20 protein-coding genes are annotated in these 23,630 nt (G+C 53.8%); 6 read left to right on the top strand and 14 right to left on the bottom strand.

Going from position 1 to position 23,630, the window contains the following annotated elements; translation table 11 throughout:
- Nucleotides 1-2: 2 nt before the first annotated feature.
- The 10 genes from AAF463_RS03870 to rpsB all read right to left on the bottom strand — a co-directional run bounded on the left by AAF463_RS03870 (nt 3) and on the right by rpsB (nt 10,873).
- A complete protein-coding gene (locus AAF463_RS03870; protein WP_007893920.1) occupies nt 3-503 on the bottom strand; it encodes an OmpH family outer membrane protein in 501 nt (166 codons plus the stop codon).
- A 95-nt stretch (nt 504-598) separates the two neighbouring features.
- Complete coding sequence (bamA, locus tag AAF463_RS03865; RefSeq protein WP_101762044.1) at nt 599-3,010, bottom strand: outer membrane protein assembly factor BamA; 2,412 nt, start codon at nt 3,008-3,010, stop codon at nt 599-601.
- A gap of 51 nt (nt 3,011-3,061) precedes the next feature.
- Nucleotides 3,062-4,411: a sigma E protease regulator RseP gene (gene rseP, locus AAF463_RS03860; protein ID WP_101762045.1), complete on the bottom strand. Its 1,350-nt coding sequence runs from the start codon at nt 4,409-4,411 to the stop codon at nt 3,062-3,064.
- Nucleotides 4,412-4,423: 12 nt separating this feature from the next.
- A complete protein-coding gene (gene cdsA / locus AAF463_RS03855; RefSeq protein WP_101762046.1) occupies nt 4,424-5,281 on the bottom strand; it encodes a phosphatidate cytidylyltransferase in 858 nt (285 codons plus the stop codon).
- A gap of 18 nt (nt 5,282-5,299) precedes the next feature.
- Nucleotides 5,300-6,052: a (2E,6E)-farnesyl-diphosphate-specific ditrans,polycis-undecaprenyl-diphosphate synthase gene (ispU, locus tag AAF463_RS03850; protein WP_336768528.1), complete on the bottom strand. Its 753-nt coding sequence runs from the start codon at nt 6,050-6,052 to the stop codon at nt 5,300-5,302.
- A gap of 165 nt (nt 6,053-6,217) precedes the next feature.
- A complete protein-coding gene (gene ispC, locus AAF463_RS03845; RefSeq protein WP_192412747.1) occupies nt 6,218-7,420 on the bottom strand; it encodes a 1-deoxy-D-xylulose-5-phosphate reductoisomerase in 1,203 nt (400 codons plus the stop codon).
- A 119-nt stretch (nt 7,421-7,539) separates the two neighbouring features.
- Nucleotides 7,540-8,097 (bottom strand): ribosome recycling factor, encoded by a 558-nt coding sequence (frr, locus tag AAF463_RS03840; protein ID WP_271460756.1) that lies wholly within the window; start codon nt 8,095-8,097, stop codon nt 7,540-7,542.
- 142 nt (nt 8,098-8,239) lie between these two features.
- Nucleotides 8,240-8,965 (bottom strand): UMP kinase, encoded by a 726-nt coding sequence (gene pyrH / locus AAF463_RS03835; protein WP_007893903.1) that lies wholly within the window; start codon nt 8,963-8,965, stop codon nt 8,240-8,242.
- Between the two features lie 154 nt (nt 8,966-9,119).
- A complete protein-coding gene (gene tsf, locus AAF463_RS03830) occupies nt 9,120-9,971 on the bottom strand; it encodes a translation elongation factor Ts (RefSeq protein WP_101762048.1) in 852 nt (283 codons plus the stop codon).
- A gap of 182 nt (nt 9,972-10,153) precedes the next feature.
- Entirely contained in the window at nt 10,154-10,873 is a 720-nt protein-coding gene (gene rpsB / locus AAF463_RS03825; protein ID WP_007893898.1) for a 30S ribosomal protein S2, read from the bottom strand.
- Nucleotides 10,874-11,191: 318 nt separating this feature from the next.
- On the opposite strand from rpsB, the gene map reads away from it, so the two are divergent.
- The 4 genes from map to AAF463_RS03805 all read left to right on the top strand — a co-directional run bounded on the left by map (nt 11,192) and on the right by AAF463_RS03805 (nt 16,298).
- Entirely contained in the window at nt 11,192-11,986 is a 795-nt protein-coding gene (gene map, locus AAF463_RS03820) for a type I methionyl aminopeptidase (protein WP_101762049.1), read from the top strand.
- 70 nt (nt 11,987-12,056) lie between these two features.
- Nucleotides 12,057-14,711 carry a bifunctional uridylyltransferase/uridylyl-removing protein GlnD gene (gene glnD, locus AAF463_RS03815; RefSeq protein WP_101762367.1) on the top strand — a complete coding sequence of 885 codons (2,655 nt, stop codon included), beginning with the start codon at nt 12,057-12,059 and terminating at the stop codon, nt 14,709-14,711.
- A 76-nt stretch (nt 14,712-14,787) separates the two neighbouring features.
- Nucleotides 14,788-15,612, top strand: coding sequence for a 2,3,4,5-tetrahydropyridine-2,6-dicarboxylate N-succinyltransferase (dapD, locus tag AAF463_RS03810; protein WP_008108489.1), 825 nt, complete (start codon nt 14,788-14,790; stop codon nt 15,610-15,612).
- 293 nt (nt 15,613-15,905) lie between these two features.
- Entirely contained in the window at nt 15,906-16,298 is a 393-nt protein-coding gene (locus AAF463_RS03805; protein ID WP_007893894.1) for a DUF3461 family protein, read from the top strand.
- A gap of 42 nt (nt 16,299-16,340) precedes the next feature.
- Here the strand turns inward: AAF463_RS03805 and AAF463_RS03800 are convergent, their stop codons facing one another.
- The 4 genes from AAF463_RS03800 to dgt all read right to left on the bottom strand — a co-directional run bounded on the left by AAF463_RS03800 (nt 16,341) and on the right by dgt (nt 21,981).
- Nucleotides 16,341-17,567, bottom strand: a complete 1,227-nt coding sequence (locus tag AAF463_RS03800; protein WP_350261557.1) for an alginate lyase family protein — start codon at nt 17,565-17,567, stop codon at nt 16,341-16,343.
- Nucleotides 17,567-18,724, bottom strand: a complete 1,158-nt coding sequence (locus AAF463_RS03795; protein ID WP_110867567.1) for a CdaR family transcriptional regulator — start codon at nt 18,722-18,724, stop codon at nt 17,567-17,569. Before AAF463_RS03795 ends, AAF463_RS03800 begins: the two co-directional genes overlap by 1 nt.
- A 184-nt stretch (nt 18,725-18,908) precedes the next feature.
- The gene (gene degP / locus AAF463_RS03790; RefSeq protein WP_210080840.1) at nt 18,909-20,351 is read right to left on the bottom strand and encodes a serine endoprotease DegP; all 1,443 of its coding nucleotides are present in this window, start codon (nt 20,349-20,351) and stop codon (nt 18,909-18,911) included.
- Between the two features lie 136 nt (nt 20,352-20,487).
- Complete coding sequence (dgt, locus tag AAF463_RS03785; protein WP_101762053.1) at nt 20,488-21,981, bottom strand: dGTPase; 1,494 nt, start codon at nt 21,979-21,981, stop codon at nt 20,488-20,490.
- Between the two features lie 97 nt (nt 21,982-22,078).
- Here dgt and mtnN point away from each other — a divergent pair, with 97 nt between their 5' ends.
- The gene (mtnN, locus tag AAF463_RS03780) at nt 22,079-22,777 is read left to right on the top strand and encodes a 5'-methylthioadenosine/S-adenosylhomocysteine nucleosidase (protein ID WP_350261556.1); all 699 of its coding nucleotides are present in this window, start codon (nt 22,079-22,081) and stop codon (nt 22,775-22,777) included.
- Nucleotides 22,770-23,579, top strand: a complete 810-nt coding sequence (btuF, locus tag AAF463_RS03775; protein ID WP_350261555.1) for a vitamin B12 ABC transporter substrate-binding protein BtuF — start codon at nt 22,770-22,772, stop codon at nt 23,577-23,579. The genes mtnN and btuF overlap by 8 nt, the downstream gene beginning before the upstream one ends.
- Nucleotides 23,580-23,630 lie beyond the last annotated feature (51 nt).

Below are 23,630 nucleotides of genomic sequence, written 5' to 3'. Positions count from 1 at the left end.
AATTATTTAACCTGTTTTACAACGTCAGCAGTGATGTCTTTAGCATCAGAAGAAGAGTACAGCACGGCCTGAGAGTCCAGAACCAGATCGTAACCTTCGCTTTTCGCTACAGACTGAACAGCGGTCTGGATTTTAGCCAGCAGCTTGTTACGCTCCTGCATCTGACGAGTTTGGTTGTCTTTGTCAAAAGCCTGTGCTTTTTGTTCAAAGGCAGCACGCTCAGAAGAAATTTGCTTCTCTTTCTTGGTGCGGTCGCTCGCTTTCATGGTCGATGCATTACGCTGCAGATCCTGAATTTCTTGCTGGATCTTCTGCTGCTGAGACTGGAGGTCAGAGGCGCGGCTCTGGAATTCACCTTCAAGCTGTTTAGCAACAGCGGCACGCTGCGGAGACTGCTGGAAAACCTGGCTCAGGTTAACGACGGCAACTTTATCAGCCGCTTGGGCACCCGCAGAAGCAGCTAATGCAACACCCAGAGCAGCAGCACAGAACAACTTTTTCACTATAAACTCCTTACCTCAACGTGTGTGTTTGCAGCGTGCCGCATTATCAGGCAGCACGCGTGCAAGACGGTATTTTCACTTCCCTGCTCAGAGCCTTACCAGGTTTTACCAATGTTAAACTGGAATTGCTCTGACTTGTCTCCCTCGACTTTCTTCATCGGCTGGGCGTATGAGAAGACCAGCGGCCCTAACGGTGACATCCACTGCAGTGCCACACCGGCAGAGACGCGAATGTTATTAGGATCGCTGTAATCTGGCACACCCGCCGCGCGTGTTTCCGCAGTGTTCTGCCATTTGGTATCCCAAACGGTACCGGCATCCATAAACACCGAGGTACGCACGGAATTCGCATACTTCTCGCTCAGGAACGGCGTTGGCGTAATCAGCTCCAGGCTGGCAATCGCCATGGCGTTACCACCGACCGCATCGTCCGACTTACAGACGCCGTTTGGATCAGAGATATTACAGTTTGACGAGCCATCGTTCAGGTACGCAGCTTTAGGACCAATGGTGTTGGACTGGAAGCCACGAACCGTGCTCGAACCACCGCCGTAGAAGTTCTCATAGAACGGCATCTCTTTTCCATTAAGTCCGTCACCATATCCTACACGGCCACGGCCTAACACCACCCACGTACCATCGCGGTTCAGCGGTACATATTGCTGGCTATCCAATGTCGCTTTATAGAACGCATTATCAGAGCCTGGAATCGTCACTTTACCGTTCAGGTTGGTACGGTTACCGCGCGTAGGGAAGAAGCCGCGGTCTAAAGTGTTATAGGTCCAACCGTAGTTGAAGGTGAAATCATCTGCAGAGAAATCACCGTCATCGTTCAAGCCCTGATGGCGACCGACCGAATCCAGATAACGCCACATCGCAACCTGAGGACGCATGTTGGACAGGTCGTTATGCACATAACCTAAACCAACACGCAGCGTGTTATTTTCATTGACCGGGAAGCCCAGCGTACCGTCGAGACCATAACTTTTGTTGGTATAGTCAGACAGATCCGCATTATCGGCTTTAAAGTCGTTGTAGAACAAACGACCGCCAAGGCTCACGCCGTCGACCGTGAAGTACGGATCGGTCAGTGAGAACTCAGCATAGGTCTGGTAATCGTTTTTGGTACCGCTGATGCCTACAGTGTTACCGGTGCCGAGCCAGTTTTCCTGGGTCACGCCCACCTGGAAGCTGACGCCACTTTCAGTACCGTAACCGACACCAAAGTTGAAAGTACCGGTGTTACGCTCTTTCACCTTGTAGACGACATCAACCTGATCCGGCGCACCCGGAACACGTTGCGTATCCACATCCACGGTTTCGAAGTAACCGGTACGATTCAGACGCTCTTTACCCTGATCGACGAGATCGCTGCCCAACCAGGCACCTTCCATCTGACGCATTTCACGGCGCAGTACGGAATCTTTTGAGGTGTCGTTACCTTCAAAGCGCACTTTACGCACGTAGTAACGGTTGCCCGCATCCACGTTGATATGCAGCTTGACGGTTTTATCAGCATCGTTGATTTCTGGCTGCGTCATTACGCGCGGATAGGCGTAACCGTAGCGTCCCAGCAATTTCTTAATGTCATCTTCCATCTGGGTGACTTTGGTGCCGTTATACAGCTCACCCGATGGAATCCTGGTCATCTTTTCGATTTCAGCAGAATGGCCCGCCATGCTGCCGTTCACGATCACGCCAGCAATCTTGTACTGATCGCCTTCGTTAATGTTCACGGTGATGTAGATGCCTTTCTTATCTGGCGTCAGGCTCACCTGCGTGGAATCGATGTTGAAACGCGCATAACCGCGATCCAGATAGAAGCTGCGCAGGGTTTCGAGATCGCCCGCTAACTTCTGTTTCTGGTATTTACGATCGCCCACCACGTTCCACCATGGCACTTCGTCACGCAGTGAGAAGCGCGAGATCAGTTCGTCAGAGGTAAATGCTTTATTACCGACGATGTTGATCTGCTGGATCTGCGCTGAAACGCCTTCCTGGAAGACGAATTTCAGATCCACACGGTTGCGCGGCAGCGGCGTAGCAATCGCTTTGACGCTGGCGGTGTATTTACCGACGCTGTAGTAGAAGTCTTCCAGACCCTTCTCGATTGAAGAGAGCGTGGTGCGGTCCAGCGCTTCGCCAACGCGCACGCCAGAGGCTTCGAGGTTCTGTTTCAGCTGATCTTCTTTCACCGCTTTGTTGCCGGAGAAAGTGATGTTGGCAATGGTTGGACGCTCTTTCACCTGAACAATCAGGGTTGTACCGTCACGCAGAACCTGCACATCTTCAAAGTTACCGGTGGCGAACAGTGAGCGAATGGTGTTTCTGACATCATCGTCATTCACCGTATCACCGACACGTACCGGCATGCTGAGCAGAGCCGCGCCGACGGCGACTCGCTGGAGACCTTCGAAATGAATGTCCTTCACTACGAAATCGTCTGCACCGTAAACGGTGGCGCTGCTAAACAGCAGCGACGCTATGAGCAACTTTTTCATCGCCATCGTTGTTATGCGTTTTCCTAACACATCCCGCGCCTGTATGCGTTCCAGCTATTACAGACGTGAGAAATCATTGAAAAGTGCAAGCCCCATTAACAGCACTAGCAATATTGAGCCAATGCGATAACTAAAGTCCTGAACTCGCTCGGACACCGGTCCACCTTTGATCTTTTCGATCGCCAGAAAGAGCAGGTGACCACCATCTAAAACCGGCAGAGGGAACAGGTTAATGATGCCCAGGTTGACGCTGATCAGCGCCAGGAACATCAGGTAATAAATCACCCCGTACTCTGCTGATAACCCGGCACCCTGCGCGATCGAAATCGGCCCGCTCAGGTTATTCAGCTTCACATCCCCGATTATCAACTTGCCCAGCATGGAGACTGTTAGCTTCATCAACTGCCAGGTTTTTACACTGGCTTCGCCGATCGCCGCAAAAGGTCCATACTGCCTTACCGTTTTGTACTCATCAGGCAGCGGAATCACACGCGGGATGACACCCGCGAAGCCTTCCGCTTCATTGCCCGGTTTCGCTTCCGGCGTTAACGTCAACGCCACAGGTTCGCCGTTGCGCTCGATATCTAGCGCCATGTTTTTACCCGGATTATCCCGCACCTGTGCCGCAAAAGCCTGCCACTGTGACAATGGCTGACCATCGACTTTAACGATCCTATCGCCCGCTTGCAAACCAGCATTGCTTGCCGGTGAGTTTGCCTGAACTTCGGCTAAGGTCGTTTCAATCTGCGGCCCACGTGGACGAATACCTAAAGCGACCACCGGATCCTGTTTATCAGGCTCAAATTGCCAATCGCGCAAATTTAATTGCTTTTGCTGCGTGGCTTCTTCGCCAAATTGCGAGACGGTAAGCGTGGCATCGCTGTCGCCGATTTTACCGATCAGCGCCATACGCACAGCATCCCAATCAGGCGTTTCGATACCATCTACCGCTTTAAGTTCCATGCCGGAGGTAATTTGCGCTTCGGCAGCGACGGAACCGTTCAGAATTTCACCAACCACAGGACGCACACCTGGCACGCCGTGAATAAACACTACCCAGTAAGCAAAGATGGCGAAGATGAAGTTGGCGATAGGACCGGCTGCGATAATCGAAGCACGCTGCAGCACGGTTTTATTGTTGAAGGCTTGATGACGCAGCTCGGCGGGAACGCTTTCAACGCGTTCGTCGAGCATTTTGACGTAGCCGCCAAGAGGGATCAGCGCGATGACATATTCGGTGCCCTGACGATCGCTGCGACGCCACAGCGCTTTACCAAAGCCAATCGAGAAACGTTCAACTTTAACACCGCAGCGGCGCGCCACCCAGAAATGGCCAAACTCGTGCACGGTAATTAGCACGCCAAGCGCCACGATAAAGGCGGCAAAACTCCAGAGTATACTCAACATCGCCAGCTATCCTCAGAGGGTGCGAAACACCAACAGCAGCAGGCAGGCAAACACCGGCACCGCAGCAGTCAGGCTATCAATACGATCGAGAATACCACCGTGCCCCGGAATCAAGTTACCGCTGTCTTTAATGCCCGCTTCACGCTTGAACATACTTTCTGTCAGGTCGCCCAATACCGATGCCAGCGTCGCAATCACCGCACAGATAATTAGCGTGCCCGGCGCCACCGAAAGCGGTGCCAGCAGAGCAAACAGCCAGGCGATGATGGCAGATGACAATAGGCCACCGAAGAAACCTTCCCAGGTTTTACCCGGAGAGACTTTTGGTGCCAGCTTGTGTTTGCCAAACAGGCGACCAAACATGTAAGCACCAGAATCTGCGCCCCAGACAAGGAACATTACGAACAGCAGCCACCATGCGCCGGCGAAATGGTCGGTATCATAATGATACTGACGCAGCGCCATCATGCCCCAGAAGAACGGAATCAAGGTGAGCACGCCAAACAGCAGGCGCAGCGTACGTGAGTGACGCCACAACGCGGCAGAAGCGGGATAGAACAGTACTAAGATGAGCGCGACAATCCACCACAACAGCGATGCCCAGAGCGAGCCTTCCATCTGGAATTGGTGCAGATTGCGTTGATAGGGTTCAAGGGTAAAGAGCATCGCGGACAGCAACAGGCCGCAAAGCACGGCCAGCCAGATACGTTGCTGACGCGTTTTCATGCCAGCAAACTGCCCCCATTCCCAGGCGGCAAGCATGCAGATGATGATAGTGATAATCGCAAAACCGGACAGGGGTAACCAGAACAGTGCAGCGATCACCAGCGGAATCAAAATTAACGCGGTAATCAGACGAGACTTCAGCAAAGGTTACCCCCAAATTGCTTAGGCGCCGCCTGGTGCAGTACCGCCATAGCGTCGCTCCCGCGTAGAGAATGCATTCAGTGCACCTTCAAAAACGTTTTCATCAAAATCAGGCCAAAGAACATCGGTAAACCAAAACTCAGCATAGGCGATTTGCCACAGCAGGAAGTTGCTAATCCGATGCTCTCCCCCGGTCCTTATCACTAAATCCACTGGCGCCAGCTCCTGCATACACAGATGCGGAGCCAGGCTTTCTTCGGTAATCTGGTCAGGACGCAGTAAACCTTCCTGAACCTGTTCGGCCAATTTTCTGGCACCCTGGATAATATCCCAACGGCCGCCATAGTTGGCAGCAATGTTTAGGGTCAGTCCATTATTTTGCTGAGTCAGTTCCTCGGCGCGGCGAATGCGTTCCTGAATTCGGTTATTGAAACGACTGATATCGCCAATAATGCGCAGACGCACATTGTGTTTGTGCAGGCTTTTGACTTCGCTGTCGAGCGCCCAGACAAACAACTCCATTAACGCTGTCACTTCCTGAATCGGACGGCTCCAGTTTTCACTGCTGAACGCATAAAGCGTGAGCGCTTCCAGTTTATGGCTAACCGCAAAGCTGACAGCCCGGCGTACTGATTTTACCCCGGCTTTGTGGCCTGAAATACGCAGTTTGCCCTGATTTTTTGCCCAGCGACCATTACCATCCATAATGATGGCCACGTGACGTGGCGTGCAGTACGACTCGTCATCGATTGTGTTGTGATTGTTGGACGACATAACGCGTAATAATTCCTTTCATCAGAAATGCTGTGGTTTCTGAATACATTGCGCCTGCAGCAAACTCCGGCAAACACGCCAGATGACATCGAAACAATGTCGGCTGTGAAACGCGAGCGAGCGACTATACCATTTTCACCCAGAGCGAACAAATAGCGGGAACTATCAACCTGCTAAACGAAAGCGCGGTAACAATTCATTGGCACGCACGCGCGCTAACCGATCGATCTCCATCACCTCGTCAATGCTGCCCGGCTCCTGACAACTCAGGGACGCCAGCACTTCGCTGTTGATGGCGGCAATATCGGTAAAGCGAATCTGGTGCTGCAGAAAAGCTGCCACCGCCACTTCATTCGCTGCATTCAGCGATGTCGTAGCGGCCTGACCTGTGGCACAGGCATCAATCGCAAGCTTCAGGCAGGGATAGCGCTCGTAGTCCGGCTCGGAAAACGTCAACGACTTCATGCGCGTGAAGTCGAGCGGCGTTACGCCCGCAGAAATACGTGCTGGCCATGCCATGCTGTGCGCAATAGGCGTCCGCATATCCGGAGAGCCCAGTTGCGCCAGCACGCTGCCGTCGCAATAACGCACCATCGAATGGATAACCGACTGCGGATGCAGGATCACCTCCATCTGCGCGTCAGTCGCATTAAACAGCCAGCGGGCTTCAATGTATTCAAGACCTTTATTCATCATGGTGGCCGAATCAACGGAGATTTTACGCCCCATTGACCAGTTCGGATGCGCACAAGCCTGATCCGGCGACATACCGGCTAAATCCGCTAATGGCGTGTCACGAAAAGGACCACCCGATCCCGTAAGGAGAATCGACTCGATGCCGTTTCCCCGCAGATCAGCGTACCCCAACTGATGCTGTATGGAAGCGGGTAAACTCTGAAAAATGGCGTTGTGCTCGCTATCGACCGGCAGCAATTGCACCTGATGTTGGCGTACCGCCTCCATAAACAGACGGCCGCATGTGACAAGCGACTCTTTGTTGGCCAGCAGCACGGTTTTACCGGCGCGAATCGCCGCCATGGTGGGCTGTAAACCTGAGGCGCCAACAATCGCCGCCATCACCTGATCCACGTCATCCAGCGCGGCCAATTCGCAGGCTGCCTGAACGCCGGAGAGCACTTCGGTATTAACGTTGAGTGCTTTCAGTCGCTCACGCAACGCTTGTGCGGAAGTCTCGTCGGACATCGCGGCATAGCGCGGTTGGAATTGCAGGCATTGTTCAGCCATCAACGCCACATTCTGGCCAGCCACCAGCGCGGTCACCTGATAAAGTTCAGGATTTGCGGCAATCACCGCCAGCGTGCTGGTACCAATGGAGCCGGTCGATCCCAGCAGAGTTAATCGCTTCATCATGCTATCCCTGTGAAGTCGTGGAGAGTGTCCGCAACAGCGCCGAACACAATGTAAAACGCCGCCAGAGTCGAACACGTCTCGTCTCTGAACGGCGTTTTGAAAAGCAGTTGATGGAATTAGAAATCCATCAGTTCCTTTTCTTTATCGGCCAATGCGGCATCAACACTCTTGATGTGCGCATCGGTCATTTTCTGGATCTCGTCCTGCGTACGACGTTCGTCGTCTTCGCTGATCTCTTTGTCTTTCAGCAGCGCTTTGATCTTATCGTTGGCGTCACGGCGGACGTTACGCACGGAAACACGGCCCTGCTCTGCTTCGCCACGTACGATCTTGATCAGGTCTTTACGACGCTCTTCGGTCAGCGCTGGCAGCGGCACACGAATATCGCTACCGGCTGAGCTTGGGTTCAGACCCAAATCAGACGTCATAATCGCTTTCTCAACCGCAGTGCTCAGCGAGCGATCAAATACGTTGATTTTCAACGTACGTGAATCCTCAACCGTCACGCTAGCCAGCTGGCGCAGCGGCGTTGGTGTACCGTAATAAGGAACCACAATGCCGTCGAGCAGTGAAGGCGAAGCACGACCGGTGCGGATTTTGCTGATGTTGTTTTTAAATGCATCCACACATTTTTCCATGCGCGTGTCTGCATCTTTTTTAATGTCGTTAATCACGTTGAAACCCTTGAATTCGGTTGACCTGGCCATTTCCGGGCTAACCGGAAGCGGTATCGATAAACATCGATCATCCTAATTGCTGCGCGATGTCAGAGCATCGCGGCAAAAGAATATACCTTATTTTAACGCGCGTCGGGTATTAATGCGTAATCAGGGTGCCTTCTTTTTCACCCATCACGACGCGACGCAATGCGCCAGGCTTGTTCATGTTGAAGACGCGGATAGGCAGCTTGTGGTCACGCGCCAGCGTAAAGGCGGCGAGATCCATTACTTTAAGCTCTTTATCCAACACTTCTGCATAGCTCAGTTGGTCATACAGCGTGGCATCCGGGTTTTTCACCGGATCTTCAGAGTAGACGCCGTCTACTTTGGTGGCTTTCAGTACCACGTCGGCTTCGATTTCGATGCCGCGCAGGCAGGCTGCAGAGTCAGTGGTAAAGAACGGGTTGCCGGTACCGGCCGCGAAGATCACGACGCGGTTATTACGCAGCAGGCTGATCGCTTCTGCCCAGCTGTAGTTATCACACACGCCGTTCAGCGGAATCGCTGACATCAAGCGCGCATTGACATACGCACGGTGCAGCGCGTCACGCATTGCCAGGCCATTCATCACTGTTGCCAGCATGCCCATATGGTCGCCGACCACACGGTTCATGCCCGCCTGGGCCAGACCTGCGCCGCGGAACAGGTTACCGCCACCAATAACCACACCCACCTGAATGCCCAGCTCAACCAGCTCTTTCACCTCTTGCGCCATGCGGTCAAGCACGCTCGCGTCGATGCCAAAACCTTCGGCACCTTGCAGTGCTTCGCCACTCAGTTTTAGCAGGATACGTTGATATACAGGTTTTGCGTTGGTCGCCATGGTCAGTTCTTCCTGGAAGATATGATGAAAAGGAGAAGTAAAATCTGGTCGATCATCCGCAAAGCCCGCGAGAAAAGCTATTGGGATGAGACTGAAAGTGCTGCACTAAATCGCAGACAAAAAAGAACCGCCTTGTGGCGGTTCTTTCGGACCATTAAGACTGTTTGGACATTGCAGCAACTTCTGCTGCGAAGTCAGCTTCAACTTTCTCAATGCCTTCGCCCACTTCGAAGCGGATGAAGTTGATGACGTCAGCGTTTTTCTCTTTCAACGCCTGGCCAACGGTTTTGCTTGGGTCGATAACGAAAGCCTGACCGGTCAGAGAAACTTCGCCGGTGAATTTCTTCATGCGGCCTTCAACCATTTTCTCTGCGATTTCTTTTGGCTTGCCAGACTGCATGGCGATATCCAGCTGAACCTGGTACTCTTTCTCAACCACGTCTGCAGACACGTCTTCTGGCTTAACGAATTCTGGCTTGCTCGCAGCGATGTGCATAGCAACTTGCTTGCTCAGTTCTTCGTCAGCACCGGTGGTAGAAACAACCACACCGATACGTGCGCCATGCTGATAGCTGTTCAGCTCAGCGCCTTCCAGGATAGCAATACGACGGATGTTGATGTTCTCACCGATTTTCGTAACCAGCGCTACGCGTTCTTCTTCGAACTGCGCTTTCAGAACTTCCACATCGGTAACTTTGCCAGCGACAGCTGCATCCAGAACCTTGTCAGCAAACGCCTGGAAACCGCCATCTTTTGCAACGAAGTCGGTCTGGCAGTTTACTTCCAGGATCGCCGCGAAGCCGTCAGCGATTTTGGTTTTGATCACGCCATCAGCAGCAACGTTGCCTGCTTTCTTAGCCGCTTTGATTGCGCCAGATTTGCGCATGTTCTCAATCGCCAGCTCGATGTCGCCGTTCGCTTCGGTCAGCGCTTTTTTGCAGTCCATCATGCCTGCGCCAGTACGCTCACGCAGTTCTTTTACCAATGCAGCGGTAATATCAGCCATTCCAGAATCCTCGATTCGTCTCTGTGTGCTCACACACTGTCAGAAACTTGTTGCGGAAAATTTACTCTGCCCCGCTCGCTCTGTAGTGAGCGTGACAGACTTAGATAAAATAAAGGGGCCTGAACGGCCCCCTTAACAGATAACATCTGATGTCTAAGGGCTCTTAGAAAGAGCGAACCTTATTAAGCTTCAGCAGCTTCTTCAGCCTGCTCAGCCAGATCCTGTGAACGGCCTTCGCGCACGGTAGTGGCAACGGCAGTCAGGTACAGGCTTACAGCACGGATCGCATCGTCGTTACCTGGGATAACGAAGTCAACGCCGTCTGGATCAGAGTTGGTATCAACGATAGCAAAAACTGGGATACCCAGGTTGTTTGCTTCTTTGATAGCGATGTGCTCGTGATCAGCGTCAACAACGAACAGTGCATCCGGCAGACCGCCCATATCTTTGATACCGCCCAGGCTGTTTTCCAGCTTGGCCAGTTCGCGAGTGCGCATCAGCGCTTCTTTCTTGGTCAGTTTGTCGAAAGTACCGTCCTGAGACTGAGACTCAAGATCTTTCAGGCGTTTGATTGACTGACGAACGGTTTTCCAGTTAGTCAGCATGCCACCCAACCAGCGGTGGTTTACGAAGAACTGGTCGCAGCTCAGAGCTGACTCTTTTACCGCTTCGGCAGCAGCGCGCTTAGTACCAACGATCAGGATCTTACCTTTACGGGAAGAGATCTTTTTCAACTCAGCCAGAGCGTCGTTGAACATTGGCACAGTCTGCTCGAGGTTGATGATGTGAACCTTGTTACGTGCGCCGAAGATGAATGGCTTCATTTTCGGGTTCCAGTAACGGGTCTGGTGACCAAAGTGAACACCAGCCTTGAGCATGTCGCGCATTGAAACAGTTGCCATGATTACCTCTAAAGTTTGATTTGGGGTTGGGCCTCCATGTATCCCATACGACCGACCTCTTTCAAGGCACCCCGGCGTATGTGTCGATACATGTGTGTTTTAGTACACATAATGAGTTTTATGCGTTTCCTGCCAGCCAAACGTCGGTGACAGAGAATCGTCGGCGCGCTTTATACCACAATGCGCAGGAATACGCCAATAGTAGTTGAGCGCCGCAGGCGCAGACAATCGCCATTTGGCAGCCCTTTTGCTGGCTGCTAACATGACTGCCACAGAACTCATTATTGTCGAAAATTTCGACGATTGCGGATTAATTTAATGGCTATTTCAATTAAAACCCCTGAAGAAATCGAAAAAATGCGCGTGGCGGGCCGCCTTGCCGCTGAAGTGCTGGAGATGATTGCCCCGCACGTGGTGCCTGGCGTCACCACCGGTGAACTGGATCGTCTCTGCCACGAACACATCACGCAGAAGCAGCAGGCGATTTCCGCCTGCCTCGGCTATCACGGCTTCCCGAAATCGGTGTGTATTTCGGTGAATGAAGTGGTATGTCACGGTATTCCGAGCGACGATCGCGTGCTGAAGGATGGCGACGTAGTTAACGTCGATGTCACGGTGATCAAAGATGAGTATCACGGCGATACCTCAAAAATGTTCATCGTCGGTAAAGCCACCATTCAGGGCGAGCGCCTGTGTCGCGTTACTCAGGAAAGTCTCTATATCGCGCTGCGTCTGGTGAAACCGGGTATTCGTCTGCGTGAACTGGGCCGCGCGATTCAGCAGTATGTTGAAGCACAGGATTTTTCGGTGGTGCGCGAGTATTGCGGTCACGGCATCGGCAAAGGCTTCCATGAAGAGCCGCAGGTACTGCATTACGACGCGGATGATAGCGGCGTGGTGTTGCAAGCAGGCATGACCTTCACCATCGAACCGATGGTTAATGCCGGTGATTACCGCATCCGCACCATGAAGGATGGCTGGACCGTGAAAACCAAAGATCGCAGCTTGTCCGCGCAGTATGAGCATACTATTGTGGTGACAGAAAACGGCTGTGAGATTCTGACGCTGCGTGAAGACGACACCCTTCCAGCGGTGCTTGAAAACGTCGCGTAATTATCTCGCTAACAGTACCAGGCCGGCTTATCGCTGGCCTTTTTTATGTGCGTAATGAAGAGGCATGTTGATGAGTGGTAGCGTGACCGAAGCAGTACACAAAGGCCTGACCGATTCCCCCGCCAGCTGGCCCGATGACGCCCTGACGCGCGACAAGCTCAAACACTATCTTGAGCAATTCCAGCAGCACCTGGGCATTGCATTTGATGCGGGCACCGATATTGAATCTCTGATTGATGCCCGCACGCTGTTTATCGACCGCTTACTGCGTCGTCTGTGGCGCTTCTTTGGTTTCGACCAGATGAAGGAGATCGCACTGGTTGCCGTTGGCGGTTATGGTCGCGGCGAACTGCATCCGCTCTCCGATATTGATGTGCTGATCCTCAGCCGCCAGCCGCTGGACGACACAGCCGCGCAGCGCACCAGCGAGCTGCTAACGCTGATGTGGGATTTGAAGCTGGAAGTTGGTCACAGCGTACGTACGCTGGAAGAGTGCCTGCTGGAAGGCTTATCCGATCTTACGGTCGCCACCAACCTGATCGAATCGCGCATGCTCACTGGCGATGTGGCGCTGTTTCTCGAACTGCAAAAGAACATCTTCAGCGATGGTTTCTGGCCGTCTTCACGCTTCTTCGCCGCCAAAATTGAAGAGCAGCAGGAGCGCCACCAGCGCTATCACGGCACCAGCTACAACCTCGAACCGGATATCAAAAGTAGCCCCGGTGGCCTGCGCGACATACACACGCTGCAATGGGTGGCGCGTCGTCACTTTGGCGCCACCACCATGGATGAGATGGTTGGTTTCGGCTTTATCACCGAAGCGGAACGCAATGAAATCAACGAGTGTCAGGAATTTTTGTGGCGCATTCGCTTTGCGCTGCACTTAACGCTGCCACGCTATGACAATCGTCTGCTGTTTGATCGACAACTCACCGTCGCTCAACGCCTCAACTATCTGGGCGAAGTCAATGAGCCGGTTGAGCGCATGATGAAGGACTTCTACCGCGTCACGCGCCGTATCGGCGAACTCAATCAAATGCTGCTGCAGCTGTTCGATGAAGCGATTCTGGCGCTGTCGACCACTGAAAAACCGCGCAACATTGATGACGATTTCCAGATTCGCGGTGACCTCATCGACCTGCGCGATCTCACGCTGTTTGAGCGTGAGCCGCAAGCTATCCTGCGCATGTTCTACGTGATGGTGCGTAACGAAAACATCAAAGGTATTTACTCCACCACGCTGCGGCAGCTGCGCTATGCGCGCCGCCATTTGAAGCAGCCGCTGTGTCAGATTCCTGAAGCGCGTGAAACCTTTATGGCGATTCTACGTCATCCTGGCGCGGTTAAACGCGCGCTGGTGCCGATGCATCGTCACAGCGTGTTATGGGCCTATACGCCGCTGTGGGGCAACATCGTTGGCCAGATGCAGTTCGATCTGTTCCACGCTTACACGGTGGATGAGCACACCATCCGCGTGCTGCAGAAGCTGGAGAGTTTTGCCGACGAAGCCACACGCCCGATGCATCCGCTGTGCGTTGAACTCTGGCCACGCCTGCCACAGCCGGAACTGTTGCTGATGGCTGCGCTGCTGCATGATATCGCCAAAGGCCGCAACGGCGATCACTCCATTCTCGGCGCGCAGGATGCGCTCGACTTTGCCGAACTACACGGACTGAACTCCCGCGAAACGCAGCTGGTTGCCTGGCTGGTACGCCATCATTTATTGATGTCAGTCACCGCGCAGCGCCGCGATATTCAGGATCCCACCGTGATTCAGCAATTCGCCGAAGTGATGCAGAACGAAAACCGCTTGCGCTATCTGGCGTGCCTGACGGTTTCCGATATCTGCGCCACCAATGAAAGCTTGTGGAACAGCTGGAAGCAGAGCCTGTTGCGCGAGCTGTTCTTCGCGACCGAAAAACAGCTGCGCCGCGGCATGGAAAACAGCCCGGATCTGCGCGAGCGCGTGCGCCATCATCGCCTGCAAGCGCTGGCGCTGCTGCGGATGGAAAACCTCGACGAAGAGCGTTTGCATCATATCTGGAGCCGCTGCCGCGCCGACTATTTTCTGCGCCACACACCGAATCAGCTCGCCTGGCATGCGCGTCATTTAATTCATCACGATCTCAACAAACCGCTGGTGCTGGTCAGCCCGCAGGCCACGCGCGGCGGTACCGAGATCTTTATCTGGAGCCCGGATCGTCCGCACCTGTTTGCGGCGGTGGCCGGCGAGTTGGATCGCCGCAATCTCAGCGTGCATGATGCGCAGATCTTTACCAGTCGCGATGGCATGGCAATGGACACTTTTATTGTGCTGGAGCCGGATGGCAGCCCGCTGGCCGCCGATCGTCATCCGCTGATCATTCAGGCGCTGGAACAAGCCATCACGCAAAACGAATGGGTTCCGCCGCGTACGCGTCGCCAGTCTGCGCGCCTCAAGCATTTCAGTGTCGATACCGAAGTCAATTTCCTGCCAACGCACACCGACCGCCGCAGTTATCTGGAATTGGTCGCGCTCGATCAGCCCGGCTTGCTGGCGCGCGTGGGTGAAGTGTTCGCCGATTTGGGCGTGTCGCTGCACGGCGCACGCATCAGTACGATTGGTGAACGGGTTGAGGATCTTTTCATCCTCGCCGATAGCGAGCGGCGTGCGCTTGGGGTGGAAATGCGCAATGTGTTGCAACAGAGGTTGACAGAGGCCCTTAATCCAAACGATAAAGTGTGACCGCAATCGATTAATCAAATTTATTTACCGTGCCAGTGCGATGCTGGCACCCGTATTACAGACTTAGGAAATCATTATGCAACAGTTACAGAGCGTTATCGAATCTGCCTTTGAGCGCCGCGCCGACATCACGCCATCTAGCGTAGACAGCGCGACCCGCGATGCTATCACCCAGGTTATTGGCCTGCTGGATAGCGGTGAACTGCGCGTGTCTGAAAAGATCAACGGTGAGTGGGTAACGCATCAGTGGCTGAAGAAAGCAGTGCTGTTGTCGTTCCGCATCAACGACAATCAGGTCATGGAAGGGTCGGAAACCCGCTTCTACGACAAAGTGCCAATGAAGTTTGCTGGCTGGGATGAAGCGCGTTTTAAAAACGCCGGTTTCCGCGTTGTGCCACCTGCTGCCGTGCGTCAGGGCGCATTCATCGCACGTAATACCGTGCTGATGCCTTCCTACGTCAACATCGGCGCTTACGTTGATGAAGGCACCATGGTAGATACCTGGGCGACCGTGGGTTCTTGCGCGCAGATTGGTAAAAACGTCCACCTGTCAGGCGGCGTGGGCATCGGTGGCGTGCTGGAGCCGCTGCAGGCTAACCCAACCATCATCGAAGATAACTGCTTCATTGGCGCACGTTCAGAAATCGTCGAAGGCGTGATCGTCGAAGAAGGTTCCGTGATCTCCATGGGCGTTTACATCGGCCAGAGCACCAAAATCTTTGACCGCGAAACCGGCGAAGTGCATTACGGTCGCGTTCCAGCGGGTTCCGTGGTGGTTTCCGGTAACCTGCCGTCTAAAGATGGTAGCTACAGCCTGTACTGCGCGGTAATTGTGAAGAAAGTTGACGCTAAAACGCTCAGCAAAACAGGCATTAACGAACTGCTGCGCAGCATCGACTGAGCTTCTCCTGCCTGAAGATCTTCCCGACGGGCCTGCGTACAGGCCCGTAATTATTTGTTTACACTCCCGCCAGAATTACCTGTTTCGCGCCGCGAATTAACACGTGCGTTTATTTTTCAAACAGTTCATAATCCGCGCCAAGTTAACTCCGGTCGCGCACTGTTCATCCCGGTTTTTGTGTCTACAGTTGATTAAGTATGCCGTAAGCGTTCCGGTTGCCGCGTTTCTGCTGCATCCCGAATGATGATGATAGTCCTGCGCGCTCACCCACTCTTAGATGGAATATAAACGCTATGTACGACAACCTGAAAAGCTTAGGTATCAGCAACCCTGACGACATCGACCGTTACAGCCTGCGTCAGGAAGCTAACAACGACATTCTTAAAATCTACTTCCGCAAAGACAAAGGTGAATTCTTTGCTAAAAGCGTGAAATTCAAATATCCACGTCAGCGCAAAACCGTTGTCGCCGATCACACCAGCCAGGGTTACAAAGAAGTGCAGGAAATCAGCCCGAACCTGCGTTATGTGATCGATGAGCTGGACCAGATTTGCCAGCGCGACCAGGTTGAAGTGGATCTGAAGCGCAAAATTCTGGCGGATCTGCGCCATCTGGAAAGCGTGGTCTCGAACAAGATCGCTGAAATCGAATCAGACCTTGATCAGCTGACCCGCAACAACCGTTAATTTCGCGCTTTAGATAACAGGCCAGCCGATGCTGGCCTTTTTTTATGGCTGCTGATAAGGCAGCGAAAGCAGCCAGGTATCACGCTGTGCCTGCCTCACCGCCCCACTCTTTTGATCTTTCCATTGCGTCTGCATGATCCACTGTTGATAACGCGGCTGCTGCAGGCTGTTATCGGCCATTGAAAGCAGCGGAATGATGCGCTGGCTCACGCGATCGCGGTTTTTCCACGGCCAGAGTTTAGTGGCATCGCTGTACGGCGCCATCATGTCGAGCGCAGCCAGCAACGATCCGCCCGGCTGCTGGCTATGCCATAAATCGCCTAACCCTGCTTTACCGGCTAGCTGCGCCAATGCGCTAAGCGCCTGCAGATTGAAGTAGCTGTAATGGAAGGATCGCGTGCGCGCTAACTCTGCGGGCTGGCTGCCATCGGCACGAATTTGCAGCGCAATTTTATTGCGCGCCAACTCTACCATCGCTGTGACTGTCTCACGATCGCCCAGATACCACGCGATTCCCGCCACCTGCGTGCAATACCAACTGCCATGATTATTCACCGCCGCCGCTTCTTGCAGTGCTAGCGGATTGTGCCGCAGCCAGTGCAGATACTCGCTAAACCACTGCTGCATCGCTTGCTGATCGGCAGGCTGCCAACCGGGCGCATTGCGTAGCAAAGTCAGCGCATCCACCACGCGCGTGGCAAAGTAGCGCCCATCGAGCACGCCATCATGGCGGCCCGCGGATCGGCCCGGAATGCCTTGAGCAAAGTTAAGATTAGGGTGCATACGGCTGGTGGGATTGATAAACCAGTGACGCATCATCGCCAGCGCTTTGTCGGCATAACGTTGATTGCCAGATAAATACCAGGCCAGCGTCAGTGCCTGAAAATCGGCGGTAAAGCGCGCCAGCCGCACGCCATCACTTTGATCATTCTTACTGGCAGGATTCACTTCGCCATCACGACGCTGCCACGGCAGGCCGTCGGCGCTGCTGGCGTCCGGCCACCAATAGGCGCTCAGGCTTAAATAATCCTGCTTCGAGCCGCTCAGCGGCATCATACCTTTATCGGTGACGCTGGGATTGGGGTGTTGCAGCGCGTTATCCGCTTGCTGTTTAAGCTGATGCCAGGCGTCGAGCGTTGGCGGCGCGGCCTGATGATGTGCCAGCTGCTGCTTAACTTTCTGCAGATCGTTTAATGAGAGAAAGGCCGGATCGTTAGCCAAACTTAGCGCGCTATACAGCCACAGCAACGCAATCCACAGGTTTCTCATTAACTTTGCTCATCCAGTTGAAGCGCCACGTACAGCAGCAAGCGATCGTCAAAATTGCCCAGATCGAGCCCGGTGAGCTCGGAAATACGGTTGAGGCGATACTCTAGCGTGTTGCGATGAATGAACAGCGCGCGTGCCGTGGCGCTGGGTTGCACGTTGTGGCTGAACCACGCCACCAGCGTGCGTCGCAGCAAGCCATTGTTATCCATGCTTTTCAGCTTTGCCAGCGGGCGTGCCAGTTCGTTGGCCTGCCAGCCGCCGCGTAAACTGTCGAGCAGCACCGGCAGCACCAGATCCTGATAAAAATAGCTGCGCTGTTCCGGCATGCGCTGTTTGCCCACCATCATGGTGGTACGCGCGGTGCGGTACGAACGTGCGATGCTGCCGGGACCGGTAAAGTAGTTGCCGAGCGCGATGCGCATTCGCACCTGGCCGCTCTCCTTCATGCGTTGCAGCAGTTGATCCACGCGACGACGATGATCGTCCTGATCGTAGCGGCCATGTACATTCAGTGCCGGTTTCAGCACCACCATTTCGGTGAGTGAAACAATCGCAATCAGGTTGTCGCGTTCCGGCGTGGTCAGCAGCGTTTGCAGCTGTTGCAGCTCGGACATGGCGCTATCAACGCCGAGCTGGCCGCTGTCCACTTCCACCACCGCCACCACGCGCGGTTGATTGAGATCGATGCCGAGCCGCTGCGCCCATTCGCTGAGCGCTGGCGATAAGGTTTCGCTGCGCACCAGATTCAGCACCAGCTCTTCTCGCAAGCGGCTATCCTGCGCCAGCATGTGTAACAAACGCGCCTGTTCCAGCATCATTTCGGCGGTCATACACACCAATTCGCCGTAGTGACGCAGCGTTGCCGGTTGGCCGGTCAAACCGATCACGCCGACGATATCGCCATCAATGCGCAGCGGCAAATTGATGCCAGGACGCACGCCGTGCAGATGTTTTGCCACCGCTTCGTCGATGTCTACCACGCGCCCTTGTGACAGCACCAAAAGCGCGCCTTCGTGCAATTCGCCAATGCGCTCACGATCGCCACTGCCGATGATGCGACCACGCGCATCCATCACGTTGACATTGCTGTCAATAATTTGCATGGTGCGGGCAACAATATCCTGAGCCAGTCGCGCATCGAGATGATAGGTGGCCATCAAACACTCCGGAGATAAGGACGAACAGACAGAATACGCATCCGTTACGGCGCTGACATTGTGCAACTGCACATAGCCAGCGGGATTATGCGGGATTTGCGGTAAGCGTCACATTCAGTACCGGACATTTGCACAGACACAAAAAAGGCGAGCCAAAGCTCGCCTGTTATCAACAACCTGAAACTTACTGCATCAGCAGATACAGGCTGCTGTCACCGCGCTGCACGTTCAGTGCCAGCACCGAAGGTTTGGTGTCGAGCACTTTACGCAGCTCGCCAAGATTAGCTACGGCTTGCTGGTTGACACCCAGAATCACGTCACCTTTCTTCAAGCCAATTCGCGCCGCTGCGCTGCCAGGCTTGACGCTATCGACGCGCACGCCTTTCTGGCCGTTGGTTTCAATATTGCTGAGATCGGCACCTTCAATACCGGTGTAAATGGTGGCGGACTGCACTTTATCCTGCGAGCTCTGCTGCAGTTCAACGGTGACGTTCACCGGTTTGCCTTCGCGCAGCAGGCCCAGCTGCAGCTTGGTACCGACCGGCAGCGAGCCGACTTCGGCACGCAGCGCTGCAAAGCTGGTCAGCGCTTTACCGTTCATCGACACCACCACGTCACCCGCTTTCACGCCGGCTTTCGCCGCAGCAGAGTTCGGCAATACCTGGCTAACAAAAGCGCCGCGCTGCGCATCGACTTTCATCGCTTTCGCCAGCTCTGAGTTCAGCTCGGTGCCCATAATGCCCAGCTCGCCGCGTTTCACCTGACCGTACTCCACCATCTGCGCGGTAAGGTTTTTCACCATTGAGCTAGGGATCGCAAAGCCGATACCGATGTTGCCGCCGTCCGGCGCCAGAATCGCGGTGTTAATCCCGATCAGCTCGCCGTTAAGGTTTACCAATGCGCCACCGGAGTTACCACGGTTAATCGCCGCATCGGTCTGAATGAAGTTTTCGTAATTTTCAACGTTCAGACCGCTGCGGCCCAGCGCCGAAACAATCCCCGAAGTCACCGTTTCGCCAAGGCCGTACGGGTTACCAATCGCCACGGTGTAATCACCGACGCGCAGGTTGTCGGAGTCGGCAATCTTAATTGCGGTGAGGTTTTTCGCATCCTGCAGCTGAATCAGCGCGATATCTGATTGTGGATCTTTACCGATCACTTTGGCGTCGTAACGACGTCCATCGCTGAGCTGCACCTGGATTTTGGTTGCGTTATCCACCACGTGGTTGTTGGTCACCACATAGCCTTTATCCGCGTTAATTACCACGCCGGAACCCAGCGCACGGAACTGCTGTTTCTGCGCGTTAGCACCGCCATCCGCGCCGCCGTCACCACCGCCGTTTTGACACATGGGTGAGCTTTGGAACGGTGAACCGTCCTGGCAGAACGGAGAATTATCACCAAAGAATTGCTGGAACTGCTGCGGCATACGCGGCGTTTTAACCGTCGTCGAGCCTTCCACACTGATACTCACCACGGAAGGCATGACTTTTTCCAGCATGGGTGCCAGGCTTGGCAACTGCTGGCTGGAAGAAGAAGCGGTCTCTGCGGCAAATACACTCACAGGGCTCAACGTCGCCGCGCCGAAACTCAGCGCCAACGCCAGCATAATTGTGTTTTTTTTCATTTATCTGTGTCTCTCTAAGAATTACGGCCAGACCATTGCTGTGGTCGTGAAGGTGAGATTAAGTTTTTAGCGCGAAGTTCCTAATAAAGTTTTAGGTAAAGGTAAAAAATTGTTCTTCATCTTTACAATTGTGCGCTTATTCAACCGCCATTAAACGACGATATTCGTCCCAGGCATAATTGTCCGTCATCCCACTAATGTAGTCCTGAATCAGGCGCGCACGATAATAACGTTCCCACAACAAGCGCTGATATTTATGCTCAACAATTAATGAGCGCATGTGTTGTTGATAGGCCTTTCGATGTTTGCCGGAAAGCTTATGAAACAAGCGGGTTTCAATCGGATGCTTTGCCAGAAAATCCTCGTTCATCAAGGTGGTAAATTGCTCGTAATCCAGCAACAGCAGTGACTGATATATTTCGAGCAAACCTTTAATTACCCGATAACCCTGCAATTCCAGTTGTTCAACTTCCGGATGATTAAACACCTGCTGACGCGCAACCGTTTTAAATAGTTTTAGCAAGCGACCTTCTTCACCATCATCTTCCAGTAAAGCGTGATTAAAATCACCTTCGAAAATAGCCGGTAAGTTGTCGATGAAACGCTTAACCGCATGGCTAACCAGCACGTTTTGCACGTTAACCCGCAATGACATAAAGAATTGATCGCTGATACTACGGCGTTTTTTCTGATTAGCCTCTTTCCAGGCATCACCGATAGTGCGGCTGAAAACATCGCCGTTTTTTACCGCGCCCCAGGCATCCAATAAATGCTTATACAACGTTTCAACATGGAAGATGTCTTTTTCTACGGCGTCATCCAAATCGGCAATGCAATAAGAGATATCGTCGGCGGCTTCCATTATCCAGGTAAGCGGGAAACGATGGTGCTGTTTAATATTGGTCGCTTCACGCAACTCAGCCACATATTCTCGCTCAGATAAATAGAAGCCCGGCTTTTTCATTAATACGCTAAATTCAGCCGGTTTATCGCCTTGCCACCATGCGGGCGCGGTATATTTCAAAATACAGGCGACTTGCGCATAGCTGAGATTGAGTTGCAGCAGCGTATGCACCAGGCGAATCGCCTGCGCGTTACCCTCGAAATGGCATAAATCTTGACGAATCATGGCATTTAACTGGTCAAAAGCGGCGCGCTCAGCCTCATCGGCAACGCCCGCCACCAGTGGATCGACCAGCTCGGCAGGCAGATTTTCGTCGAACCAGTCATTGATCGCCGCCTCGCCAAAATGACCAAACGGCGGATTGCCGACATCGTGCAGTAAACAGGCCATCTCAATCAGGCTTTCGAAGGCACCTTCAAACTCATCCAGCCCATAATTCGCCAGCCCGCCGCCCTGGGTTTTCAGCGCTTGCAGAATCTCTTTGGTGATATATCGCCCGGTTTGCTGCACTTCCAGCGAGTGCGTTAGACGCGAACGCACCGCCGCATTGCGCTCGAGCGGGAATACCTGGGTTTTCTGTTGCAGACGACGAATGGCGGCGGAGTTAATAATACGTCCGCGATCGCTTTCAAAGTGGCGGGTAATAAAGTATTCCCCTTCGGGATCTTTGCGGCTGGTATAAGGGCGGGTGAAACTGATCTTCTTCCTGAAATTGATCGTCGCCATAATTACCCCTTATTTTTTCGTGAATTCTTCCTCAATCAGCCATGTTAGACTATGCCTCACTTTTGCGGGTTACATCCATTAAATTAGCGAGATTCTTATGAAAGTAGGCATTATTGGCGCGATGGAGCAGGAAGTTACACTGCTGCGTGACAAAATTGAAAACCGCCAGACACTGACGCTGGCCGGCTGCGAAATTTACACCGGTACGCTGAATGGTGTTGAGGTGGCGCTGCTGAAATCAGGCATCGGCAAAGTGGCCGCCGCGCTCGGTACCACCTTGCTGCTTCAGCTGTGCAAGCCGGATGTGGTGATCAACACCGGTTCTGCCGGCGGATTGGCGCCAACGCTGAAAGTGGGCGATGTCGTGGTGTCGGATGAAGTGCGCTATCACGATGCCGACGTCACCGCCTTCGGTTACGAGCCAGGCCAGATGGCCAGCTGCCCCGCCGCTTTCGTGGCGGATGACAAACTGATTGCCGCCGCCGAAAGGGTTATCAAGCAGCTCGACCTCAACGCGGTACGCGGTTTGGTAGTGAGCGGCGATGCGTTTATCAACGGCGCTGCACCGCTGGAACGCATCCGCACCACCTTCCCGCAGGCGATTGCGGTGGAGATGGAAGCAACCGCGATTGGTCACGTTTGCCATCAGTTCGAGGTGCCATTTGTGGTGGTGCGCGCCATTTCTGACGTTGCCGATCAGGAATCACACCTCAGCTTCGATGAGTTCCTCAGTGTTGCGGCAAAACAATCTTCACTGATGGTTGAAAACCTGCTGGTTCAGCTGGCGCGTGGCTAAAATCCTGCTGCTTGGGCTGTTGCTGCTGTGCAACAGCCTGTTCGCTGCCGCGCCGCGCGTCATCACTCTTTCGCCCCATCTGACGGAACTGGCCTTCGCCGCAGGCATTACGCCGCTCGCCGTCAGCGCCTTCTCCGATTATCCCGCGCAGGCCAACGCGCTGGAACAGGTGGCGAACTGGCAAGGCATTAAAGTGGAACGCATTCTGCAACTGAAGCCGGATGTGGTGCTGGCGTGGCGCGGCGGTAATCCACAGCGGCAAATTGAACAGCTGCAGCGTTTTGGGATTAAGGTTGAGTGGATCGACCCGCAAACCATTGACCAAATGATCGATGCGCTGGCGGCGTTACAGCGCTGGAGTCCGCAGCCGCAGCAAGCCATCGATGCGGCGCAGGCATTACGCGCGCAGGAAGCGGCGCTACGCAAGCAGTATCAGCAAAGTACGCCGCTGCCGCTGTTTTTGCAGTTTGGTCAGCAGCCGCTGTTTACGGCTTCGCGTAACACCATGCAAAACCAGGTCATTGAGCTGTGCGGCGGCAGGAATATTTTTGCCGATAGCAGCGTTAGCTGGCCGCAGGTGAGCCGCGAACAGGTGCTGATGCGCCATCCGCAGGCGATTGTCATCGGGGGTGATGCCGCTCGGGCCGCCAGCATCGCGCAATATTGGCAGCCGCAATTGGATGTGCCAGTGATCGCCATCAATGACGACTGGCTGAGCCGTCCGGGGCCTCGCATGCTGCTGGCAGCGAAACAGCTGTGTGCAGATTTACATCCGACGAAAAAAAGCATTAATAAAGATTAAAGATTCGGCATAAATTGTCGTAAATCATAATACAAGGCGCAGCGGCCACGT

Source organism: Pantoea sp. BJ2 (genome assembly GCF_040255075.1).
GTDB lineage: Bacteria > Pseudomonadota > Gammaproteobacteria > Enterobacterales > Enterobacteriaceae > Pantoea > Pantoea leporis.
This window is presented reverse-complemented; position numbering and strand designations above follow the sequence as displayed.